The sequence below is a fragment of the Streptomyces sp. NBC_01788 genome (assembly GCF_035917575.1).
Classification (GTDB): Bacteria; Actinomycetota; Actinomycetes; order Streptomycetales; family Streptomycetaceae; genus Streptomyces.
In genome coordinates, this window is the sequence record NZ_CP109090.1 from 7,867,713 (window position 1) to 7,885,534 (window position 17,822).

Annotated in this window: 21 protein-coding genes and 2 pseudogenes; 13 read left to right on the forward strand and 10 right to left on the reverse strand. The window is 72.3% G+C overall.

What is annotated here, in order from left to right:
* The first annotated feature begins 90 nt into the window (after window positions 1-90).
* The 3 genes from OIE49_RS35010 to OIE49_RS35020 all read left to right on the forward strand — a co-directional run bounded on the left by OIE49_RS35010 (window position 91) and on the right by OIE49_RS35020 (window position 2,631).
* Window positions 91-729 carry an HD domain-containing protein gene (locus OIE49_RS35010; RefSeq protein ID WP_326805811.1) on the forward strand — a complete coding sequence of 213 codons (639 nt, stop codon included), beginning with the start codon at window positions 91-93 and terminating at the stop codon, window positions 727-729.
* Window positions 730-896: 167 nt separating this feature from the next.
* Window positions 897-1,367, forward strand: coding sequence for a cation:proton antiporter regulatory subunit (locus OIE49_RS35015; RefSeq protein ID WP_326806421.1), 471 nt, complete (start codon window positions 897-899; stop codon window positions 1,365-1,367).
* A gap of 4 nt (window positions 1,368-1,371) precedes the next feature.
* A complete protein-coding gene (locus OIE49_RS35020) occupies window positions 1,372-2,631 on the forward strand; it encodes a cation:proton antiporter (RefSeq protein WP_326805812.1) in 1,260 nt (419 codons plus the stop codon).
* Between the two features lie 164 nt (window positions 2,632-2,795).
* On the opposite strand, the gene OIE49_RS35025 is transcribed toward OIE49_RS35020, so the two are convergent.
* The 3 genes from OIE49_RS35025 to OIE49_RS35035 form a co-directional block, all read right to left on the reverse strand.
* Complete coding sequence (locus tag OIE49_RS35025; RefSeq protein WP_100570919.1) at window positions 2,796-3,086, reverse strand: DUF3040 domain-containing protein; 291 nt, start codon at window positions 3,084-3,086, stop codon at window positions 2,796-2,798.
* 389 nt (window positions 3,087-3,475) lie between these two features.
* Window positions 3,476-4,288: an esterase/lipase family protein gene (locus tag OIE49_RS35030; RefSeq protein WP_326805813.1), complete on the reverse strand. Its 813-nt coding sequence runs from the start codon at window positions 4,286-4,288 to the stop codon at window positions 3,476-3,478.
* A gap of 408 nt (window positions 4,289-4,696) precedes the next feature.
* Window positions 4,697-5,044, reverse strand: coding sequence for a hypothetical protein (locus tag OIE49_RS35035; protein WP_326805814.1), 348 nt, complete (start codon window positions 5,042-5,044; stop codon window positions 4,697-4,699).
* Window positions 5,045-5,492: 448 nt separating this feature from the next.
* On the opposite strand from OIE49_RS35035, the gene OIE49_RS35040 reads away from it, so the two are divergent.
* The 3 genes from OIE49_RS35040 (at window position 5,493) to OIE49_RS35050 (ending at window position 6,280) form a co-directional block, all read left to right on the forward strand.
* Window positions 5,493-5,720: a hypothetical protein gene (locus OIE49_RS35040; RefSeq protein WP_326805815.1), complete on the forward strand. Its 228-nt coding sequence runs from the start codon at window positions 5,493-5,495 to the stop codon at window positions 5,718-5,720.
* The gene (locus OIE49_RS35045; RefSeq protein ID WP_326805816.1) at window positions 5,717-5,983 is read left to right on the forward strand and encodes a hypothetical protein; all 267 of its coding nucleotides are present in this window, start codon (window positions 5,717-5,719) and stop codon (window positions 5,981-5,983) included. Before OIE49_RS35040 ends, OIE49_RS35045 begins: the two co-directional genes overlap by 4 nt.
* A 75-nt stretch (window positions 5,984-6,058) precedes the next feature.
* Entirely contained in the window at window positions 6,059-6,280 is a 222-nt protein-coding gene (locus tag OIE49_RS35050) for a hypothetical protein (protein ID WP_402123964.1), read from the forward strand.
* A 300-nt stretch (window positions 6,281-6,580) separates the two neighbouring features.
* On the opposite strand, the gene OIE49_RS35055 is transcribed toward OIE49_RS35050, so the two are convergent.
* Both OIE49_RS35055 and OIE49_RS35060 read right to left on the reverse strand, forming a co-directional pair.
* On the reverse strand, window positions 6,581-7,342 hold the full coding sequence (locus OIE49_RS35055) for an ABC transporter permease (protein ID WP_326805817.1): 762 nt from the start codon (window positions 7,340-7,342) through the stop codon (window positions 6,581-6,583).
* On the reverse strand, window positions 7,329-8,210 hold the full coding sequence (locus tag OIE49_RS35060; protein WP_326805818.1) for an ABC transporter ATP-binding protein: 882 nt from the start codon (window positions 8,208-8,210) through the stop codon (window positions 7,329-7,331). Before OIE49_RS35060 ends, OIE49_RS35055 begins: the two co-directional genes overlap by 14 nt.
* Before the next feature lie 46 nt (window positions 8,211-8,256).
* Here OIE49_RS35060 and OIE49_RS35065 point away from each other — a divergent pair, with 46 nt between their 5' ends.
* The 6 genes and pseudogenes from OIE49_RS35065 to OIE49_RS35090 all read left to right on the forward strand — a co-directional run bounded on the left by OIE49_RS35065 (window position 8,257) and on the right by OIE49_RS35090 (window position 11,848).
* A complete protein-coding gene (locus tag OIE49_RS35065; protein WP_326805819.1) occupies window positions 8,257-8,895 on the forward strand; it encodes a TetR/AcrR family transcriptional regulator in 639 nt (212 codons plus the stop codon).
* Window positions 8,896-8,941: 46 nt separating this feature from the next.
* On the forward strand, window positions 8,942-9,379 hold the full coding sequence (locus tag OIE49_RS35070) for a glutaredoxin domain-containing protein (protein ID WP_326806422.1): 438 nt from the start codon (window positions 8,942-8,944) through the stop codon (window positions 9,377-9,379).
* A gap of 142 nt (window positions 9,380-9,521) precedes the next feature.
* Window positions 9,522-10,424, forward strand: coding sequence for a universal stress protein (locus tag OIE49_RS35075; RefSeq protein WP_326805820.1), 903 nt, complete (start codon window positions 9,522-9,524; stop codon window positions 10,422-10,424).
* Window positions 10,425-10,478: 54 nt separating this feature from the next.
* Window positions 10,479-10,895, forward strand: a pseudogene (locus OIE49_RS35080) (SDR family NAD(P)-dependent oxidoreductase); the annotation flags it as partial.
* A gap of 158 nt (window positions 10,896-11,053) precedes the next feature.
* A pseudogene (locus OIE49_RS35085) lies at window positions 11,054-11,485 on the forward strand (sigma-70 family RNA polymerase sigma factor); the annotation flags it as partial.
* Window positions 11,486-11,506: 21 nt separating this feature from the next.
* Window positions 11,507-11,848 (forward strand): hypothetical protein, encoded by a 342-nt coding sequence (locus OIE49_RS35090; RefSeq protein ID WP_326805821.1) that lies wholly within the window; start codon window positions 11,507-11,509, stop codon window positions 11,846-11,848.
* Window positions 11,849-11,927: 79 nt separating this feature from the next.
* Here OIE49_RS35090 and OIE49_RS35095 read toward each other — a convergent pair whose 3' ends face one another.
* From OIE49_RS35095 to OIE49_RS35110, 4 genes are all read right to left on the reverse strand, one after another.
* The gene (locus tag OIE49_RS35095) at window positions 11,928-12,377 is read right to left on the reverse strand and encodes a DUF523 domain-containing protein (protein ID WP_326805822.1); all 450 of its coding nucleotides are present in this window, start codon (window positions 12,375-12,377) and stop codon (window positions 11,928-11,930) included.
* 9 nt (window positions 12,378-12,386) lie between these two features.
* On the reverse strand, window positions 12,387-13,571 hold the full coding sequence (locus OIE49_RS35100; protein ID WP_326805823.1) for an MFS transporter: 1,185 nt from the start codon (window positions 13,569-13,571) through the stop codon (window positions 12,387-12,389).
* A gap of 231 nt (window positions 13,572-13,802) precedes the next feature.
* The gene (locus OIE49_RS35105; RefSeq protein ID WP_326805824.1) at window positions 13,803-14,621 is read right to left on the reverse strand and encodes an SDR family oxidoreductase; all 819 of its coding nucleotides are present in this window, start codon (window positions 14,619-14,621) and stop codon (window positions 13,803-13,805) included.
* A 140-nt stretch (window positions 14,622-14,761) separates the two neighbouring features.
* Complete coding sequence (locus OIE49_RS35110) at window positions 14,762-15,676, reverse strand: LysR family transcriptional regulator (RefSeq protein WP_326805825.1); 915 nt, start codon at window positions 15,674-15,676, stop codon at window positions 14,762-14,764.
* 223 nt (window positions 15,677-15,899) lie between these two features.
* Here OIE49_RS35110 and OIE49_RS35115 point away from each other — a divergent pair, with 223 nt between their 5' ends.
* Window positions 15,900-16,481, forward strand: coding sequence for a hypothetical protein (locus tag OIE49_RS35115; protein WP_326805826.1), 582 nt, complete (start codon window positions 15,900-15,902; stop codon window positions 16,479-16,481).
* Between the two features lie 136 nt (window positions 16,482-16,617).
* Here OIE49_RS35115 and OIE49_RS35120 read toward each other — a convergent pair whose 3' ends face one another.
* Window positions 16,618-17,784 (reverse strand): GDSL-type esterase/lipase family protein, encoded by a 1,167-nt coding sequence (locus OIE49_RS35120; RefSeq protein ID WP_326805827.1) that lies wholly within the window; start codon window positions 17,782-17,784, stop codon window positions 16,618-16,620.
* Window positions 17,785-17,822: the final 38 nt, after the last annotated feature.

The following is a 17,822-nucleotide window of genomic DNA, read 5'->3' on the forward strand; positions in this document are numbered from 1 at the left end:
CATGGCCCAGCCTATGCCGTCCGGTGAACCCTGGAGACATCCGGAGGCATCGGAGCCGGATCCCGATCGGACGAAGAAGGCGGACGGACAATGAGTGAAGTGATCGCAGGAGTGGAGATCCCGGACACCACCTTGGTGCGGGAGGCGACCGAACTGGTCCGCGACGTCGCCCCGCCGCTCCTCTTCCACCATTCCCGGCGGGTCTTCCTGTGGGGGTCGCTGCGCGGCCGGGAACAGCGGCTCGGCTTCGACCCCGAACTGCTCTACGTGGGCGCGATGTTCCACGACCTGGGGCTCACGAAGCGCATGCGGCGCACCGACCAGCGCTTCGAGATCGACGGTGCCGACGAGGCCCGCCGCTTCCTGCACGCCCACGGAATCGCCGGCGAGCCCGCCGACCGTGTCTGGACGAGCATCGCCCTGCACACCACCCCGGAGATCCCGCTGCACATGGCACCCGAGATCGCCCTGGTGACCCGCGGCGTCGAACTCGACGTCCTGGGAATCGGCTATCACGCGGTCTCCGACGAGGAGCGCGCGGCGGTCGTCGCCGCGCACCCGCGCCCGGATTTCAAGAACGGGATCCTCGCCGCGTTCACCGAGGGCATCGAGGAACGCCCCGACACGACCTTCGGGAACATCAAGGCCGACGTACTGGCCCACTACGTCCCCGGCTTCCGGCGCACCGACTTCGTCGAGGTCGTCAAGAACTCCGACTGGCCCGAATGACCGGGCCGCCGCACCTGCCGTAATCCCTCTCCCGTGCTCCGGAATGAGACGGAGCCGACACGGTCCGCATTCCCTCCGCCCGGCTCAGCTCGATAGGGTGCCGTTAAGGGTTGGCAAAGAAACAACCAAGTCGGACGACAGGGAGCACAACCGTGGGCGCTGCGCGCATGAGTGGTACGCCGTTGCCGGGAATAGGGGTCCGCTACGACCTCACCACGCGAGAACAGCGCCGTCTGTCCGTGGTCGCACACCGGGACGGAACACGGACCCTGAGCGCGTACCGCGAGGACGACCCCGACGCCTGCGCGCTGTCCGTGCGGATGACCGCCGGGGAGACGGCGGCCGTCATCGACGCGCTCATGCCGTCCCATCACAGCCCCAACCTGCTGTCGACGACCGAGTTGGGACTGGTGGCGGAGCGCGTCGAACTGTCGGCCACCTCGTACTGGAACGGGCGGGTGCTGGGCGAGACCCGGATGCGTACCGAGACCGGCGTGTCGATCGTGGCGGTGCTGCGGAGGGCCGAGGCGATCCCGTCCCCCGGGCCCGACCTGCGGCTGGCGGGCGGGGACACCCTGATCGTGATCGGCACGCGCGAAGGCGCCGATGCCGCCGCGGCGATACTGGGACGGGAGTGATCGCGTGCACTCGTCCGCTGTCTTTCTGATCGAGTTCGGTGCGATCATCCTCGGCCTGGGCCTGCTGGGCCGGTTCGCCGGGCGCTTCCAGTTCTCGCCCATCCCCCTGTACCTGCTGGCCGGACTCGCCTTCGGCCAGGGCGGACTGCTCCCGCTGGACACCAGTGAGGAGTTCGTCGCCATCGGCGCCGAGATCGGCGTCATCCTGCTGCTGCTCATGCTGGGGCTCGAGTACACCGCCAGTGATCTGGTCTCCAACCTCAAGACCCAGTACTCGGCCGGGCTCGTCGACGCCACGCTCAACGCCCTGCCAGGCGCCGCCATGGCGCTGCTGCTGGGCTGGGGGCCGGTCGCGGCCGTCGTCCTGGCCGGGGTGACCTGGATCTCCTCGTCCGGTGTGATCGCCAAGGTCCTGGGCGATCTGGGCCGGCTGGGCAACCGGGAGACACCGGTGATCCTCAGCATCCTGGTCCTCGAGGACCTTTCCATGGCCGTGTACCTGCCGATCATCACCGCCCTGCTGGCCGGTGTTGGGCTGGCGGCGGGCAGCGTCACGCTGGCCATCGCCCTCGGTGTCGCCGCGCTGGTGCTGCTGGTGGCGGTGCGGTTCGGACGGCACATCTCGCGCTTCGTCTCCAACGACGACCCCGAGAAGCTGCTGCTGGTCGTACTGGGCCTGACCCTGCTGGTCGCGGGGCTCGCCCAGCAGTTGCAGGTCTCGGCCGCCGTGGGCGCGTTCCTGGTCGGCATCGCCCTGTCCGGCGAGGTGGCGGAGGGCGCGCACAACCTCCTGGCCCCGTTGCGCGACCTGTTCGCGGCGGTGTTCTTCGTGTTCTTCGGACTGCACACCGACCCGCAGTCCATTCCGCCGGTGCTGCTGCCCGCGCTCGCCCTGGCCGTCGTCACCGCGCTGACCAAGATCGCCACCGGCTACTGGGCCGCCAAGCGGGCCGGTGTCTCCGTCAGGGGCCGCTGGCGCGCGGGCGGCACGTTGGTCGCCCGGGGCGAGTTCTCCATCGTCATCGCCGGGCTCGCGGTCACGGCCGGGATCGAACCCGACCTGGGCCCGCTGGCCACGGCGTACGTGCTGATCCTCGTCATCATCGGCCCGCTCACCGCCCGCTACACAGAACCGGTGGCCCGGCGCCTGACGGGCCTGCTCGGCAAGTCCGCCCCGGCCGGCGGCGCACCGGCCGAGGGCTGGGCGCCTGGGGCCGAGCCGCAGGAGAAGGTGGCCGATCAGGACACGGTCGGCCGGTCGTGAGTCAGGACCGGCCGATCACGAGTGAGGCGGTCGGCCGGTCCCGGTCGTGAGCGGGACGGTCGGCCGGCGGTGAAATGAGGACGGCCGGGTGGCACTGATGGAGCACCCCCATGGGTCCGCCACCCGCCCCCGGCCGCTCACCACGGTGCGGCGGCCCGCCGCAGTCAGGAACGGGGCGGGGGAACCCGCTGTCTGCGCGGACCGCGCCGGGGGTCGCACAGTTCTCCGGCCATACCGGCCAGGACCATGCCGGTGACGATGAGCAGTCCGTGGGCCAGAGTGATGCCGGTGCCCAGCACCAGCAGGGCGAAGGTGAGCAGCAGCCAGGCCCGGGTGCGCCGGTACTCGCGTGGCGGGCAGGGACGGCCGGCCCGGAGGGCGCGGGCGAACCGGGGATCGTCCCGGTACACGCGAGCCGCGATCTCGCCGAGCAGCTTGTCATCGGTTCCGGGCATGACGCGCTCCTCTCGGCACGCGGCGGCGGGCGGGAGCCATGGCACGGCGGCACGGGCCGTACGGTCGGAAGCCCACACCCCGCGACCGGGCAGGCCGCCGTGGCACTGCCGCCATCGGTGCCGGGCTCCTCTCGTGACTCGACTGAACTCGACGGACGCGGCTTCCCCCGACTCCGGGGCACCGCGGGTTCGCACCGGGGCCCGAGCACGCGGCAACGGCCGGCCACACGCCGGTACGACCGTCGAAAGGGGTTGCGTACACCCTCACCCGCGGCCGGGATGTGCCGCCATCGGGTCCGACACCCATTTACGGGCGGACCCGACGCCCACGGACGGCACGGAATGGGTGCCGGAACCGATGGACCGGCCAGGAGGCGGGCCGGCGCGGCTCAGGCCGCGGCCAGGGGCTCGGCGTCGTGCGCGTCGTGGAGCACGCGGCAGACCTCACCGACCACCCTGGCGTGCATCGGCAGCGAGACATGGCCGACGGCCCGCACCGGGACGTTGCGTATCCGAAGGTCGGGGTGGACCAGCCGGGCGTTGGCGGCGGGGACGATCAGCTCGTCGAGGTCGCTGTGGAACGCCACGAAGCGGGTCCCGCAGCCGGGAGCGGGCTCGGCGAGCTCCGCGAGCACGTCGCTGCCCGGGCGCAGTTGCCGGATCGCCCGCACGGGCAGAGGCAGCGCCGCGGCCAGCGTGCCGGTGTGGGGGGCGCCCAGGGTGACCAGTGTGTGCACACGGGCGTCGCCGCCCATGCGCTGCGCGTAGTAGCGGGCGACCACGCCGCCGAGACTGTGGCCTATCACGTGGACGCGCTCGTGCCCGCTGTCCTCGCAGACCCGTTCCACCTGATCCGCCAGCAGGCGCGCGGCACCGCGGACGTCGTTGTTCAGCCAGTTGTAGTTCAGCACGGCGACCCGGCGGAAGCCCGCCTGCCGCAGGCCGCGCCTCATGATGTGGAAGATCGCGCGGTTGCTGCACAGGCCGTGGACCAGCAGGACCGGGCTGTCGGTGGAGAGGGCAGGAAGGGCCACGGTGCCCGAAGGCGCCACCGGCCAGGATCCGGGAGCGCGGCGTTCCCGGCCCTCGCCGAAGCCGGACGGGTACAGGGCCAGCGCCGCGACGATCGCGGCCACCTCTACGGCGGCGCCGAACACGGCTCCGGTCAGAGTGCGGACGGGGAGCGGGCTTACGCGAATCATGGGGCGACTCCTCACGCCGCCAGGGGCACGCGCTGCCGGAACCACGCGGCGGAACTCGCCTCGCCGCACGGAGAAGGCTCCGCTCTGAGCCCGCGCCCGAAGGCCGCCGCCGAACGGAGACCGGCCGTACAGGCCGTCCGCTCAAACGGATTGCGGGGACGTTAAGCCGAAGATTCCGCTGTCAGCAATGGTTAGGTGGCCGACCTCACACGCGGATTACGAGCGGCAACCGGACGACTGCGGCGAGAGCATCATCTCGACGTCTGCCGGAGGGCCCCGCACACGGCCGAAGGGCCGAAGACCGTGCGCACGGTCTTCGGCCCTTCGGTGCAACGGCCACACCCGCTGTGACGGCGGTGGCGGAGGATGCGGTTCGCCTCCGCGTCACAGCACTGGTTCAGGGGCGGGTCAGCGGCGGCCGGGGAAGTGGTGCCGGTCGCCGTACCAGCCGTGGTGCCGGTACCAGGGCCGGTTGTTGTACCAGCCGTGGTGCCAGGCCCGGTTCCGGTCGCGGTCGCCGAAGTGACCGTGACGGTCGTCGCGGTCGCGGTCGCGGTCGCCGAAGTGACCGTGACGGTCGTCGCGGTCGTTGTCGTGGTCGATCCTGAAGAGGTCCGCCCGCTGGCTCTGCGGGAGGTTCCTCGCGCCGTCGTGGTCCGCGCCGGCCGCCAGGGCCGGCAGTGCGGCCGCGCCGACGAGGGCGCCCGAAGCCACACAGGTGGCGATCAGGCGGAGCGCCGTACGAGAAACAGACATGAATCCCCTCACGGTCATGCACACCCGCCCTGGTTGGCCGGGCGTGCGGTCCGAATTCCCGGCTTGGTGCCGAGACGCCACACTGTGGCCCTCCACGACGACAGCAGATCGCCGAACCGATTCGTGTTACGAAACGCGGATATATCCGTAACTCTCCCTTGTACGGAGCATCGATCGGGGGAGTGCGCGGGCCACCTGGCGGTTTCGCCGCCTCTCCTCCCGCGAATGGCCGAAGGCCTTCCGTAACAGCGGCGCGACCCCCTGTCGGGGGACCAGTTCCGGGCGGGGCGCACGCGGCCGTTACGACCCTCGCGAAAGGGTAGGTACCGGGTATTCAGCCCGACGGGTGAACCCGTCCTGGAGGCGAGCTGATGACCGCGGCGACCATGCGTGCGGCGCCCCTCTCCCGTGCGGGCCGCGACCCGGCGGGAGACGGAGCTCCCCCCCGGTGACCTCGTACATCCGCACGCAAGGGACGATCGCCGCGATCATCAACGTGGTGGTCAACTCGCTGATCACCTGGCTCAGCCATCACCCGGCGGGCTTCGTGCCGCTCACCGGGAACGGCAGCATGGTCATCGACGTCTTCATCACCTCGATCGTGCTGCCCCTGCTCGTGTCGCTTTCGTCTCCAAGGGAGTGCGGCGCGAGTTCGATTCCGGACGCCTCGGCGTGACGGACGCGTCGCCCGGAGCGGGACGTGTGCTGTCCCGGCTGCCCGCACGCTGGTGGGTCTTCGGCCTGCTGTGGGGAGTCCCGGTGGCCGTCGTGGCCGTCGTCGTGCTGTGGCTGCTCGGTGCGCTGGGGTGGTCCGGCCTTCCCCTGCCGGGATTCGTGGCGTTCATGGCCGTGTACACCGGCCTGTTCGGGTACGCCATGACGCGCTGGGTGATCCCGCGGCAGCTGTCGGAACGTCGGGCGGCGGCCGCGGGCGGTTGAGCATCGTGGCAACTTCGGCCCACCCCTCGCATCTTTGTGGCGGGGGCGTCCTTGATCGTTCAGCCGTGATTCTTCGTGAGGAGAGCTGGGTACCGATGCCTGACCCGCAGGGCACCTGTCGGAACCCGTGGAAGGCATAGCGACCGGGGCCGGCCGACTGCCACTGCCCGCCCCGCCGCGCGCGTACGCCGCCTCCTCTACGCCATCGACGGCATCCGCCTGATCGCCGCGCTGATGGTCGCCGTGCACCACTACGCGGGCACGCGCCGGGTCGACCAGCCGGGCAACGTGATCTGAAGCCGCATGATCTACGCGGTCGCCCTGATCGCCGTGGCGGCGGCGGGCGCGGGCACCACCTGGGGCCTGGGCCGGCTGCGGGCGCGGCTGCCGATCGTCCGCGACCACACCTGGCTGCGCTGAAGCACGCCCGGCGCGAGGGCGGCACAGCGCGACGGCACCACACTGCGACGGGCCCGCACCACGAGGCCCGTCGCGCCGACCCGCCGCACGGCCCCACGGTTCCGCTGAAGGGTCCCGTCATCCACGCGGTCCCGCACCACGCCGCCGTCCCCGTCGCCCATGGCTGAGGCTGGGGCGCTAGAGAGCCACCAGGCGTCCGCCGCGGCCCCGCAGACGGACGGAGGCCAGGATGCCGCAGAGCACCGCCACGGCGGCGAGCGTGACGCAGGCCGTCAGAACGGTGTGCGCGTCGCCGTGGAGGGCGGCGCGCAGGCCCCGGGCGGCCCAGTGGCCGGGGGAGGCCGGGGCCACGCGTGCGACCCAGGCCGGGAGGACGGCGAGCGGGACGAGCGCGCCGCCGACGCTGCTGAGGAGCATGCCGCCGATGTCGTAGGCGGCCGAGAGTTCGCCCATGCTGCGGACCAGCACACCGACCAGTGCGCCGAGGCCGAGCAGGGTGCAGCTCCAGCTCAGCAGGACGCCCAGCAGCAGGACCGGATGCGGCACTCGCAGCCCGAAGACGCACGCGGCGAAGCCGATGATCAGGAGTTGCTGCGCGAGCAGGGCGGCGAGGACGGGGATCGCCTTGCCGATGAGCATCTCCGCGGGATGCAGGGGCGTACCGCGGAGCCGGTCCCAGGTGCGGCCGATCCGTTCGGCGAGGATCGCGCTGCCGGAGATGCTGAGCGCGAGCAGCGAGAAGGTGACCAGTGTGCCGACGACCGCCTGCTCGGTGCCGGCCGTCGGGCCTTGCGCGGCCACGTAGAGCGGGCGCAGCAGGGTGATGAAGGCGAGCGGCAGGATCATCCGGCTCAGCAGCGGGCCGGGTTCGCGCAGCATGAGCAGCGCGTTGTGACGTATCAGGACGCTCAGGCGGGTGGCGGACTCACGCGGCGACATCACGGGGCTCCGTCCTCTCGTCGGTCGCCGCTGCTTCCAGCGAGTGGTAGAGGTCGTCCAGGCCGGGGCGCCGTATGTCGACGGAGGCGGGGGTGCGGCCGGAGGCGAGCAGGGCCGCCAGGTCGGCACCGGGGTCCGTGGTCGGCAGACGCAGTTCGGGTTCGGCCGGATCGGAGAAGGTGAGCCGGAGTTCGCCCGGCAGATGGCGGGTCAGTTCGTCCTGGGTGCCCCGCGCGATGACACGCCCCGCCCGGGCGAGCGCCAACGTGGCGTCGAGGTCGACGAGTTCCGGCAGGTAGTGAGTGGTGTAGACGACGGCGGCACCGGCTTCGGCGCGCCCCTTGACGGCGGCCAGCAGGGCCGAGCGGGTCTCCGGGTCGGCCCCGGCGGTCGGCTCGTCCAGCAGCAGCAACGGGGGAGAGCCGACCATGGCGGTGGCCGCCTGGACGCGGCGGCGCTGACCGCCGGACAGGAGGCCCACGGGCCGGTCCGCGACGGCGGCCAGCCGCAGCTCGTCGAGGGCCCGGGCGATCTCGGCGTCCCGTCCGCGTCCGCGCAGGCCCGCGAGTCCGGCGAGCAGCCGCAGGTTCTCCCGCACGGTCATGCCGCCGTACAGGGCCGGCTCCTGCGGAGCCACGCCGAGAAGCCGCCGCGCGGCCCGGCCGGCCCGCAGCGCGTCGTACGAGCCGATGCGGACCCGGCCCGCGTCGGGACGCACAAGACCGGTGACGATCTCGACGAACGTGGTCTTGCCGGCACCGTTGTGCCCGATCAGGCCGACGATCTCGCCGGGCGCGACCGTCAAGTCGAAGCCGTCGAGCGCGCGGCGCGGGCCGTAACGCTTCACCAATTCCTCTGCGCTGAGCATCCCGTCTCCGTGAGGTCTACGCCGTATACGTCTACACTGTAGACCCATGAGCGGCAGGCGGGAAGAGATACTGGACGCGGCCCTGGCCATCGCCGACGAGCGCGGCCTCGAAGCCGTCTCGATGCGCGCGCTGGCCGACCGTGTCGGCGTGACACCGATGGCCCTGTACCGGCATGTCAAGGACAAGGCCGCGCTCCTGGACGCGATGGTCGGGCGCCTGCTCGCCGCGCTCCTGCCGTCGGGCACCGCCGAGGATCAGGCCTGGGACGAGCGGCTCAACGCCCTCGCGCACGCCTGCCGAGCGGTGACCCAACGTCACCCCTGGGCCGCCCACCTGCTCTTCTCCCGGCCCGCTGTCACACCGGACGCCGTGCGCGCGGTGGACATCATCTACACCGCGCTCATCGAAGCGGGGGTTCCCGAGCCGGAAGTTCCCCGGCTGGAACGCCTGGTCAGCACCTTCGTGATCGGGTTCGCCGCCTCCGAGGCCTCGGGCCGCTTCGCTCCCGGCGCTCTCGACCCGCGCAGCCGTCGCGGCCGGCTTCCGGAGGGTGAACTGCCCGGCCACAACAGACTCGGGCAGTGGCTGGACCTTCCCGTCGACCTCACCGCCGAGTTCGAGGCCGACCTGAACGACATCAGGCGACTGATCGAGGCGGCGGCGCGGCGTCCGAGTGCCCCGTAGCCGAGCGGCGGGCGAACGCGTATCGGTAGCCTGAGTCATCATGTTCATGAAACGCGCGTGGTTTCTGCCGGTCCTGTTCGTGCTCTGCGGCTCGGTCCTCGCGGCCAGGCTGATCTCCCAGGGGAGCCCCGGCGGAGCCGTGGCATATCTGTTGCTGTTCCTGCTGCTCGCAGGTGCGTGCTCGCCTCTGCTCTTCCCGCGGTCGATCGGTGCTCTGGAGGCACAGGACCGCAGCGCGGCCGACGGCCGGCCGATCATCTTCTGGCGGCCGGGCTGCACGTACTGTCTGCGGCTGCGTATCCGGTTGGGCCATCGCGCCCGCCAGGCGTACTGGGTCAACATCTGGCGTGACCCGGCCGGCGCGGCGGCGGTGCGGGCGGCCAACGGTGGCAACGAGACCGTGCCGACCGTCGTCGTTGCGGGCCGGCCGCACACCAATCCCGATCCCGCCTGGGTGCGCGAACAGCTCTCCGCTTCCGCCTGATCAGGGGGGCGATCCCGCACGCGCAGGTGCGGGCCCCCAGGGGCCGAATGGGCCTGGGGGAGCCCTTGCGGCCCATATCCACCGAGTGATCGCGGTAAGACACTGACAGTAAGGAGCAGACCGAGCGCAGGAGGTGCGCGCCATGCTGTCGCCTGTCGTCGTCGGAGTGGACGGATCCGCCGAGAGCCTCGCCGCCGTCGAGTGGGCCGCCCGTGAGGCGGTGCGCCGCGACCGGCCGCTGCGCCTGGTGCATGCCCGGAACTGGACCCGTGGCCAGGCGGAGAGCGAAACCGCGCACGCCGCTCAGCGGCACCGGGCACGCCGCACCCTGCGGCAGGCCGAGGAGTACCTCCGCGGCTCCGTACCCGATGTGGAACTCACCGACGAGCAGGTCGACGGCCCGGCGACCGCGGCCCTGCTGAAGGCGACCGAGCGGGCCGAACTGCTGGTGGTGGGCTCACGAGGCCTCAGCGGCTTCACCGGAGTCCTGGTCGGCTCCGTCGCGCAGGGGGTGGTCGCGACGGCCCCGCGCCCCGTGGTCCTCGTACGGGCGGGGGAGGAGGCCGAGGACGAGCACTACCCGGCCGGCGACGGCCGCCCGTCCACCAGCACCGGCTTCCGTGACGTGGTGCTCGGCATCGACCTCGCCGACGCCTGCGACGAGGTGATCGAGTTCGCGTTCGAGGCGGCCCGGCTGCGGCACGCCCGGCTGCGTGTCGTGTATGCCTGGCAGCCGCCCTCCGCGATCAGCCTCGGCCCCGGGGACATCGGGCTGATCAACGATCCCGAGCAGGCCGAGGAGTGGCGGGGCTTCCTGTCCGCCGTGCTGAAGGCGTGGCGCGAGAAGTACCCGAACACCGAAGTCCTGGAGACCGTCGTGGAGGGCGGGGCCTCCACCGTGCTGGTCCGGGCCGCCTCCGCGGCGAGCCTCCTCGTCGTCGGCCGTCGCCTGTCCGGCCGGCCGGCGGTTCCGCGCATCGGCCCCGTCACCCACGCCGCCGTCCACCACGTCCGCTGCCCGCTGGCCGTCGTGCCCCACGAGTGAGGCGGAGCCCCCCCGCCGGGTCCACCTGCCGTGATCCGTGGCGGGAGGCATCCCGAGTCCATCCCGGCGCTGCTGGTGGGCCGCGGCGCCGCGGTCGTCAACTTCAGTTCGACCTCCGCGATGTTCGCGCACCCCTACATGGCCGCGTACGCCGCGAGCAAGGGCGGCATCCAGTCCATGACGCACGCGCTCGCCGGCGAGTACGCCAGGCAGGGCATCCGCTTCACCGCCGTGCAGCCCGGCTCCATCTCCTCCGGCATGACCGACGGCAGTGGTGCCAGTAGGCAGAGCGCGGGTCCGGGTCTGCCCGAGGACGCCGACATGAGCCTGCTCACGAAGCTCTCCCCGGCGCTCGGCCAGGGCTTCGCCGGCCCCGAGACGGTGGCGTCCGTGGTCGCGATGCTCGGCTCCGACGACGGCAGCTTCACCACCGGCACCGAGGTCCGCATCGACGGCGGCACCCACTTCTGAGAACGAAGCGGGCGGAAGCGCTCCGGCCCGCGCCCGACCGCTGCGATCCCATCGGGCCTGGCACCCGGCCCGGATGTCACACATTCGGCCCCGAGGGCGTCACATGGGCGGGCTCCGGCCCGTCGGACCCGAGGCACCCGTGGGGAGAGTGTGACCCGATGACCGAACACGATTGGCTGGCCGCTCGGTTCGAGACCGACCGCCCTCGCCTGCGGGCGGTGGCGTACCGGATGCTCGGCTCGCCGGCCGAAGCGGACGACGCCGTCCAGGAGGCCTGGCTCCGCCTCAGCCGCTCGGACACCGCCGCGGTCGAGAACATGAGCGGCTGGCTCACCACCGTCGTGGCCCGGGTGTCGTTGAACATGCTCCAGTCGCGCAGGTCGCGCCGCGAGGACCTGGTCGACGTCCCCGAGACCGGCGGCTCGCCCCGCCCGGACACACCGGTCGACCCGGAACGGGAGGCGCTGCTAGCCGAGTCGGTCGGCACCGCCATGCTCCTCATCCTCGACACGCTCACGCCCGCCGAGCGGCTGGCGTTCGTGCTGCACGACATGTTCGCCGTGCCCTTCGAGGAGATCGCGCCGATCGTGTAAGCGGTGAGGAAGGCGCGGATGAGATCGGCCTTGCCGGCCTGGTCGGTGTCGGCGCCCCCGTCCGGTGCCGGCGCGCCCGTCGGGCCCGCGCCCGGTGCGGCCGCGGCGACGCCCTGCCGCTGGATGCGGCGGCGGGCGCGCGCCCTCGCGGGACACCGTGGCGTCGAGGGTCAGCATGAGGTATGCGGTGCAGATGGCTGGCCAGTTGGCGGGCCGCGGCCGGAGTGCGGTCTGTGGTGCGCCGGCATCTTCGCGCTCGGCGCCGTCGTCAGCGGCGCGCTGCTGCGCGGCGGCCCGCTGCCGACACCCGGCCCGCCCACCGCAGAACCGGCCACCGAACCGGAGAAGGTGCCCACCTGACAGCCGATGAGGAGGGCCGGGCAGCCCGGCCCTCCTCATCAGATCGGCAAGGAGACCGAAGATCGGTAAGGAGACCGACTCACACCCCGGGCGCGGGTCGCACGGCGATGCCGTTCCGCTCCAGCAACGCCGTCGTGACTCCGTCTCCCGGCACCAGCTCCCCGGCGAACGAACCGTCGTAGACCGCACCGCGTCCGCACGAGGGGCTGCGCGGCATCAGCAGTGCCTCGGCGCAACCCGCGTTCCGCGCCGCCGCGAGCGCACGTCGTGCTCCGTTCACGAATTGCGCCGTCACGTCACGCCCGGTGTCGTCGACGACTCGTGCCGTCCCGTCGAGCACGTCATGCCCGTCGCCGCCCACCAGCTCCGCCGGCCGCCGCGGGGTCACGAGCCCGCCCGCGACCTCCGGGCAGAAGGAGACGACTTCGCGGCCGGCCACCGCCTCCTCGATCGCCGAGGACACCTTGTGCCGCCCGTCGAACCGGCACGGAATGCCGAGCAGACACGCGCTGACCAGGACCGCTTCCATGCCGCCAGGCTAACCGCGGCGTTCGGCGAGGAGGAGGGCGAGGGCCGCGGCGCTGAGGAGGGCGCCGGCCAGGGGGAGGTTGTGGTGGCCGGGGGACTCCAGGAGGTGTCCTCCGAGGAGGGCGCCGCCGGCTATGCCGGCGTTGATGGCTGCGGAGCCCGTCGCGGACGCGACCTCGACACTGCGGGGAGCGATGCGCAGGATGCGGCTCTGGAGCGCGGTGATCAGGGCGGCCAGGGCCAGGCCGAGCAGGGCGACCGCAGTGACCGCGGCCCACGGGTGGACGCCCGCCGCCGCGAGTAACGCCAGGGCGGCCGTCAGGAGCCCCACCGTGCCGGTCATCGTGGCCCGGGCGTCGCGGTCGGACAGAGCACCGGACAGCCAGGTACCGGCCAGCCCCGCCAGGCCGTTCAGCAGGAGCACCGCGCTGACGGTGTCCGAGGGCAGGCCGGCTGCCTGGGTGAGGAAGACGGCGACGTACGTGTAGAAGGTGAAGACGCCGGCGACGACCAGCCCGGTCGCCGCCATCAGCAGGGCGAAGCGCGAGCTGCTGGGCCGTTGGGTGATGGACGCGGGGGTCGGTGCGGTCTGTGCCGAGGGCAGCAGGAGCGCGACAGCGACTCCGGCCATCAGGCCCAGGGCGCTCATGACCAGGAACGGCACCCGCCATTCGGTCCGCTGTCCGAGCCAGGTCCCTGCCGGGACGCCGACCGCGCTCGCCAGCGGGATGCCGCTGAACAGTGCCCCGACCACCTTGGCCCGCACTGCTTCGCGGAACATGCTCGTGGCGGTCGCCGCGACCATCGAGAGGAGCACCGCATGGGTCAGCGCGATCAGGATCTGCGCCGACAGCAGGACGGCGTAGCCGGGTGCCAGGGCGGCCAGCGAGGCGGCGGCGGAGAAGGCGCACAGCAGGGCGGTGAGCAGGCGGCGACGCGGGAGCCGCCGGGTCGCCTTGGTCAGTGGTACCGCGGTGACGGTGACCACCAGCCCGTAGCCGGTCACCAGCAGCCCGACCGACGATTCCGACACGTCCAGTCCGTGCGCGATCTGCGGCAGCAGTCCGATCGGCAGGCTCTGCACGGTGCCGTATACGAACAGCGCCAGCGCGAGTGCGGTAACCGCGACCACCGCACGGGCCCGGCCGACCTGCTCGGCGGGGCCGGAAGCAACCACCTGGGGGAGGCCTTGCATGGGGACACGCCTTTCGAACATGCCCACCCACCCGGGAGCCGAACTCCCAACGTTCCACCGTCACTTGGAAGGCGGCTGACGGGCCACACTCTATGACCTCGGCCTGGGCAACTCAACGGACTCGCGGCTTGGGGAAGGGAACCAGCCGATCCCGGCAGTCGCGGAACTCCGGCGACTGATTGAGTACGTTCACTGTCTGAGAGGTGAAGCGGGCGCGGGCCGGGGGAGTGGTCAGTGTTCCTGGGCCGTCGGGCGCATCATGATCTCGTTGATCGCGGCGTGCGGGGGCTGAGTGATCATGAAGGTGATGGCCCGGGCGATGTCCTCGGCACGCAACCAGGCATCCTCCGGCATGGCACGAGCGGCGAGGCGCCCGCCGCCGGTCGCCATCTCCGTCATGGTCAAGCCCGGTTCGATCAGACCTACCCGTACGCCCCGCCCGGTCACCTCCTGGCGCATGCCCTCGCTGAACGCGCCCACCGCGTGCTTCGTCGCCGAGTACACGACGTTGTTCCTGCGCACCACCCTGCCCGCGACCGAGCTGACGTTCACCAGATCGGCGACCCCGCGAGTCCCCTCCTCCGCCGCCCGCAGCAGGTGCGGCAACGCCGATCGAGACATCTGCAGGACCGCGTTGAGGTTGAGGCCGACCATCCGCTCCCAGTCCGCCGGGTCACTCTCCTCGACGGGACCCATGGCCACGTAACCGGCGTTGTTCACCAGCACGTCCAGCCGTGCGAGGCGGCCGACGGCTTCTTCGACGGCCCGACGCGCCTGCGCCGCGTCCCGCAGGTCGGCGGTGAGGACGGCGCACGAGCCGCCCTGGTCGCGGATGCCCGTGGCCAGTTCCTCCAGCCGCTCGGTACGCCGGGCGACGACGGCCACGGCCGCGCCGAGTCGGGCCAGTTCCCGGGCCGTCGCCGCGCCGATGCCGCTGGACGCGCCGGTCACCAGCGCCGCGCACCCCGACAAGGGCGCGTCCGGCGGTGCTTCGGCGTCGGCGCCCGGCGACACGCCGTCCTGTTCCGCGCTCTGTTCCGCAGTCCCCACGCGTCCGGTATTCGGGTCCCTCACGCTCAGCACCGTCCTTCACAGATCGCATCCACCGAGGCCGGCGTGGTGCTTCCTCCTCTCGCAGCTTGCCCCAGGTGGCCCGAGACCGCCTCTCGCCTGTCGCTCGCCGCCGCGCACTAGCCGCGACCGTCGGCGCGCCCCTCGGACAGTGCCGCCTCGCGCAAATGCTCGGCGAGCGCCGCGGTGGCCGTCGGCGTGGCGCCGTCCTTGACGCCCCAGGCCAGCAGAAGGTGGCGGCGCGCCCAGGGATCCTGCAGTTCGCAGACGGCGAGCGGCTGTTCGGGGTCGACGGCGCGACGCGGTACGACCGCGAGCCCGACGCCCGCGGCGGCGAGGGCGACGAGGACGCCGAGGTCGGCCACGGTGGTGCGGTAGCGCGCCACCGGAGCGTGCGGCCCGAGGTGCTCCTCGATCCAGCGGCGCAGCGAGGAGCCGGCGTCGAGCCCGACGAGCGGATGCTCGGCGACCTCGCTGAAGGTCAGTGACGTCCGGCCGGCGATGATTCCTCCGGCCTGGCCGATCACCACGAGGGAGTCGTCGCCGAGAGCCTCCATCCGCAGGCCGCAGTCGCGGGCCTCGTCGTCGACGACGACCCCGAGATCCGCCTCGCCGTCGGCGAGCATTCGCACCGTCTGCGGCGTGCGGTTCTCGCGCACTGTGACGTCGACGTCCGGGTGCGCGCGCAGGAACGACACCAGGCCCTGGGGCACCAGCCGGTGCATCGCGGATCCGCCCGCCAGCAGGGTGAGCGGGGCGGTCGGGGACCGGGTGTAGCCGGCGACGGCGCTTTCGAGGCGCGCGGTCCGGTCCAGGACGTCGCGTGCGTGGCGTGCCAGCGTCGTGCCCGCCGGCGTGGGCCGCACGCCTCGTCGTCCGCGGATGAGCAGTGCCACGCCGGCGTGGTGTTCCAGCGAACGCACCCTGGCGCTGGCGGAAGGCAGGCTCAGGTGCATCCGTTCGGCGCCCGCCGTGATCGACCCCTCCGTCACGATGTGGAGAAAGAGCCGCAGGTCGTCCAGGTCGTAGCGCATCGCCCCAGCCTAAAGCTCAACCTTAGCGGCAGCCTATGGCCCAGCCTTGGGCAGACTGCGTCGATTACGCATTGTGGACCCGCTGGTCGTGCGGCGATGCTCGTCATTGGTGGCGGCGAACGCGCCGGACACTTCGGCGGTGCCGTAGGCACCATTCTGCCGACCCCACGCAGGGCACTGAGTGGCGACCACCCCCGATCGATGGGAGTTGAGGCTGACCGGCATGAGCGATGGCGACAAGGAAGCGGGCGCGCCGTACACGGACACGGCGCGAGCGAGGCTGCTGATGGCCTACGACGCCTGCGTACTGGCGGACCTCGCGCGGGCCTCGGTGCCCGTCGGCGCGCACGAGCTGAACGCTGACGGAAGCACGCGCGCGCCGGGTGCCGTAATGGCCGACGCCGCCCACGTGCTCGCGGCCGCGCGGCGGCTCCTCGAAAGCGCCGCCGTGTACGAGCGCACGGGCGGCGCCGACTGGCAGCTCGTCGGTGACGTCCTGGGTGTGTCCCCGCAGGCCGCCCGGGCGCGCTTCGCCGTGGCCGAGAGCGGCTTCCGGGAGGAACTGCTCCTGCCCGGGCGGACCGGGACCGGCGCGGCGAGCTGCCTGCGCGCCCACATGGCCAGGGAGCCGCTGGAAACGGCCCTCGACCTCGACGACTGGGTCCTCCGCCACCAGGACGGCGACGGCGATCTCGGCCCCGCGCCGGTCTCCGGGGGCCTGGCCCGGACCGATCCTCGGCGCCGCCCCGAGAACCACCGGGCACCACACCTGACCAGCGGCTCCGGACGCCCCGGGGCTCGTTGACGGAAACGGCCACCGGTCGACGTCGGTCTCGGACACTGAGTCGCGGCCGTCGGCCCACCGCATCGGGACCACGGCGGGGCGCGGGATGCGGGACCGCTGTCGCGCCCTGGCCGACCGCGACGTGATCAGCCGCCGGTCACGGGGCGAAGGGGCCACCGGTGCCGAACGCGAGCCCCGCGAAGTTGTCGGCGATGCGGCGGTGCGCCGCGGGGTCGGGGTGGACCTCGTCGGGCAGTGGGAGTTCGGCGTAGTCCGCCTCGCCGTACAGTTCACGGCCGTCGAGATGGTGCAGGTTCGGGTCGTCGGCCGCCCGCTGCTCGACGATCCGGGCGAGTTCGTGGCGGATGACGTTGAGCGTCAGGCGCCCGGCGGCGCGCTCGGCCGGATCGCCCGTGGCCTTGAACCGCAGGGTCCCGTCGGCGAAGTCGGGTGCGAGGGGTCCGGGGGTGTCCTCCTGGACCGGGCAGAGGATGGAGGACACGACCAGCAACGGTGTCGTCGGATGCCCCTCGCGGATGGTGTCGAGGAAGCCGTGGACGGCGGGTGTGAAGGCCCGCAGGCGCATCGCGTCCGTGTTGACGACATTGATGCCGATCTTGAGGCTGATCAGGTCCGCGGGGGTGTCCCGTATCGCGCGGGCGGTGAACGGGTCGAGCAGCGCGCTGCCGCCGAACCCCAGGTTGACCAGCTCCACTCCGCCGCGGGCCGCGGCCAGGGCCGGCCAGATGGCGGTCGGATGGGCGGCGTTCGAGCCGTGGCTGATGGAGCTGCCGTGGTGCAGCCACACCCTGCGTCCACTGTCCGGCGCCGGTGCGACCGGGGCGTCGGTGCGCAGGGCGATCAGCTCGGTGATCTCCGTATGGGGAAGCCAGATCTCGACGTCCTTGTCCCGCGCGGGCAGATCGGTGAACCGGGCGGTGCCGGGAGGCCCTTCGAGCAGTTCGGCGGACTGGGTGGCCATGTCGACGGTGCGGACGTTGCCGCCGGTCACCGTGGTCTGGGCCGCGAGGCGGCCGTCGACCAGCAGGTCGTAGACGCCGTCCGCCGGGGCCGGGAAGCCGCGGTAGGCCCTCTTGGTGGGCAGGGTCTCCAGTTCGACGGTGGTCGCCCGGGTGCGGAAGACCAGCCGTACGCCGGACGGCTGGGCCTCGGCCATGGCCAGCTGGTCGTCGGGGATCTGCCGGCGCGCGCCGGCGGGCAGCCGGTGCGGCAGCAGGCCGTGCGCGGTGCGCTCCACGTCCAGGTGCCCGCGCAGGAGGTCCGCGGTGACGGGTGTGGTGATCCAGTCGTGCTCGGTGTTCATCGCCTCAGCCTGTCGATCAGGAGTCGGAGCGTCGAGGG

Excerpts from the sequence above, each read along its gene's own strand:
- OIE49_RS35010 (WP_326805811.1), top strand. The coding sequence starts at position 91 with ATGAGTGAAGTGATCGCAGGAGTGGAGATCCCGGACACCACCTTGGTG.
- OIE49_RS35015 (WP_326806421.1), top strand. The coding sequence starts at position 897 with ATGAGTGGTACGCCGTTGCCGGGAATAGGGGTCCGCTACGACCTCACC.
- OIE49_RS35025 (WP_100570919.1), bottom strand. The coding sequence starts at position 3,086 with ATGCCCGGAACCGATGACAAGCTGCTCGGCGAGATCGCGGCTCGCGTG.
- OIE49_RS35030 (WP_326805813.1), bottom strand. The coding sequence starts at position 4,288 with ATGATTCGCGTAAGCCCGCTCCCCGTCCGCACTCTGACCGGAGCCGTG.
- OIE49_RS35035 (WP_326805814.1), bottom strand. The coding sequence starts at position 5,044 with ATGTCTGTTTCTCGTACGGCGCTCCGCCTGATCGCCACCTGTGTGGCT.
- OIE49_RS35055 (WP_326805817.1), bottom strand. The coding sequence starts at position 7,342 with ATGTCGCCGCGTGAGTCCGCCACCCGCCTGAGCGTCCTGATACGTCAC.
- OIE49_RS35060 (WP_326805818.1), bottom strand. The coding sequence starts at position 8,210 with ATGCTCAGCGCAGAGGAATTGGTGAAGCGTTACGGCCCGCGCCGCGCG.
- OIE49_RS35065 (WP_326805819.1), top strand. The coding sequence starts at position 8,257 with ATGAGCGGCAGGCGGGAAGAGATACTGGACGCGGCCCTGGCCATCGCC.
- OIE49_RS35070 (WP_326806422.1), top strand. The coding sequence starts at position 8,942 with ATGAAACGCGCGTGGTTTCTGCCGGTCCTGTTCGTGCTCTGCGGCTCG.
- OIE49_RS35075 (WP_326805820.1), top strand. The coding sequence starts at position 9,522 with ATGCTGTCGCCTGTCGTCGTCGGAGTGGACGGATCCGCCGAGAGCCTC.
- OIE49_RS35090 (WP_326805821.1), top strand. The coding sequence starts at position 11,507 with ATGAGATCGGCCTTGCCGGCCTGGTCGGTGTCGGCGCCCCCGTCCGGT.
- OIE49_RS35095 (WP_326805822.1), bottom strand. The coding sequence starts at position 12,377 with ATGGAAGCGGTCCTGGTCAGCGCGTGTCTGCTCGGCATTCCGTGCCGG.
- OIE49_RS35100 (WP_326805823.1), bottom strand. The coding sequence starts at position 13,571 with ATGCAAGGCCTCCCCCAGGTGGTTGCTTCCGGCCCCGCCGAGCAGGTC.
- OIE49_RS35110 (WP_326805825.1), bottom strand. The coding sequence starts at position 15,676 with ATGCGCTACGACCTGGACGACCTGCGGCTCTTTCTCCACATCGTGACG.
- OIE49_RS35115 (WP_326805826.1), top strand. The coding sequence starts at position 15,900 with ATGAGCGATGGCGACAAGGAAGCGGGCGCGCCGTACACGGACACGGCG.
- OIE49_RS35120 (WP_326805827.1), bottom strand. The coding sequence starts at position 17,784 with ATGAACACCGAGCACGACTGGATCACCACACCCGTCACCGCGGACCTC.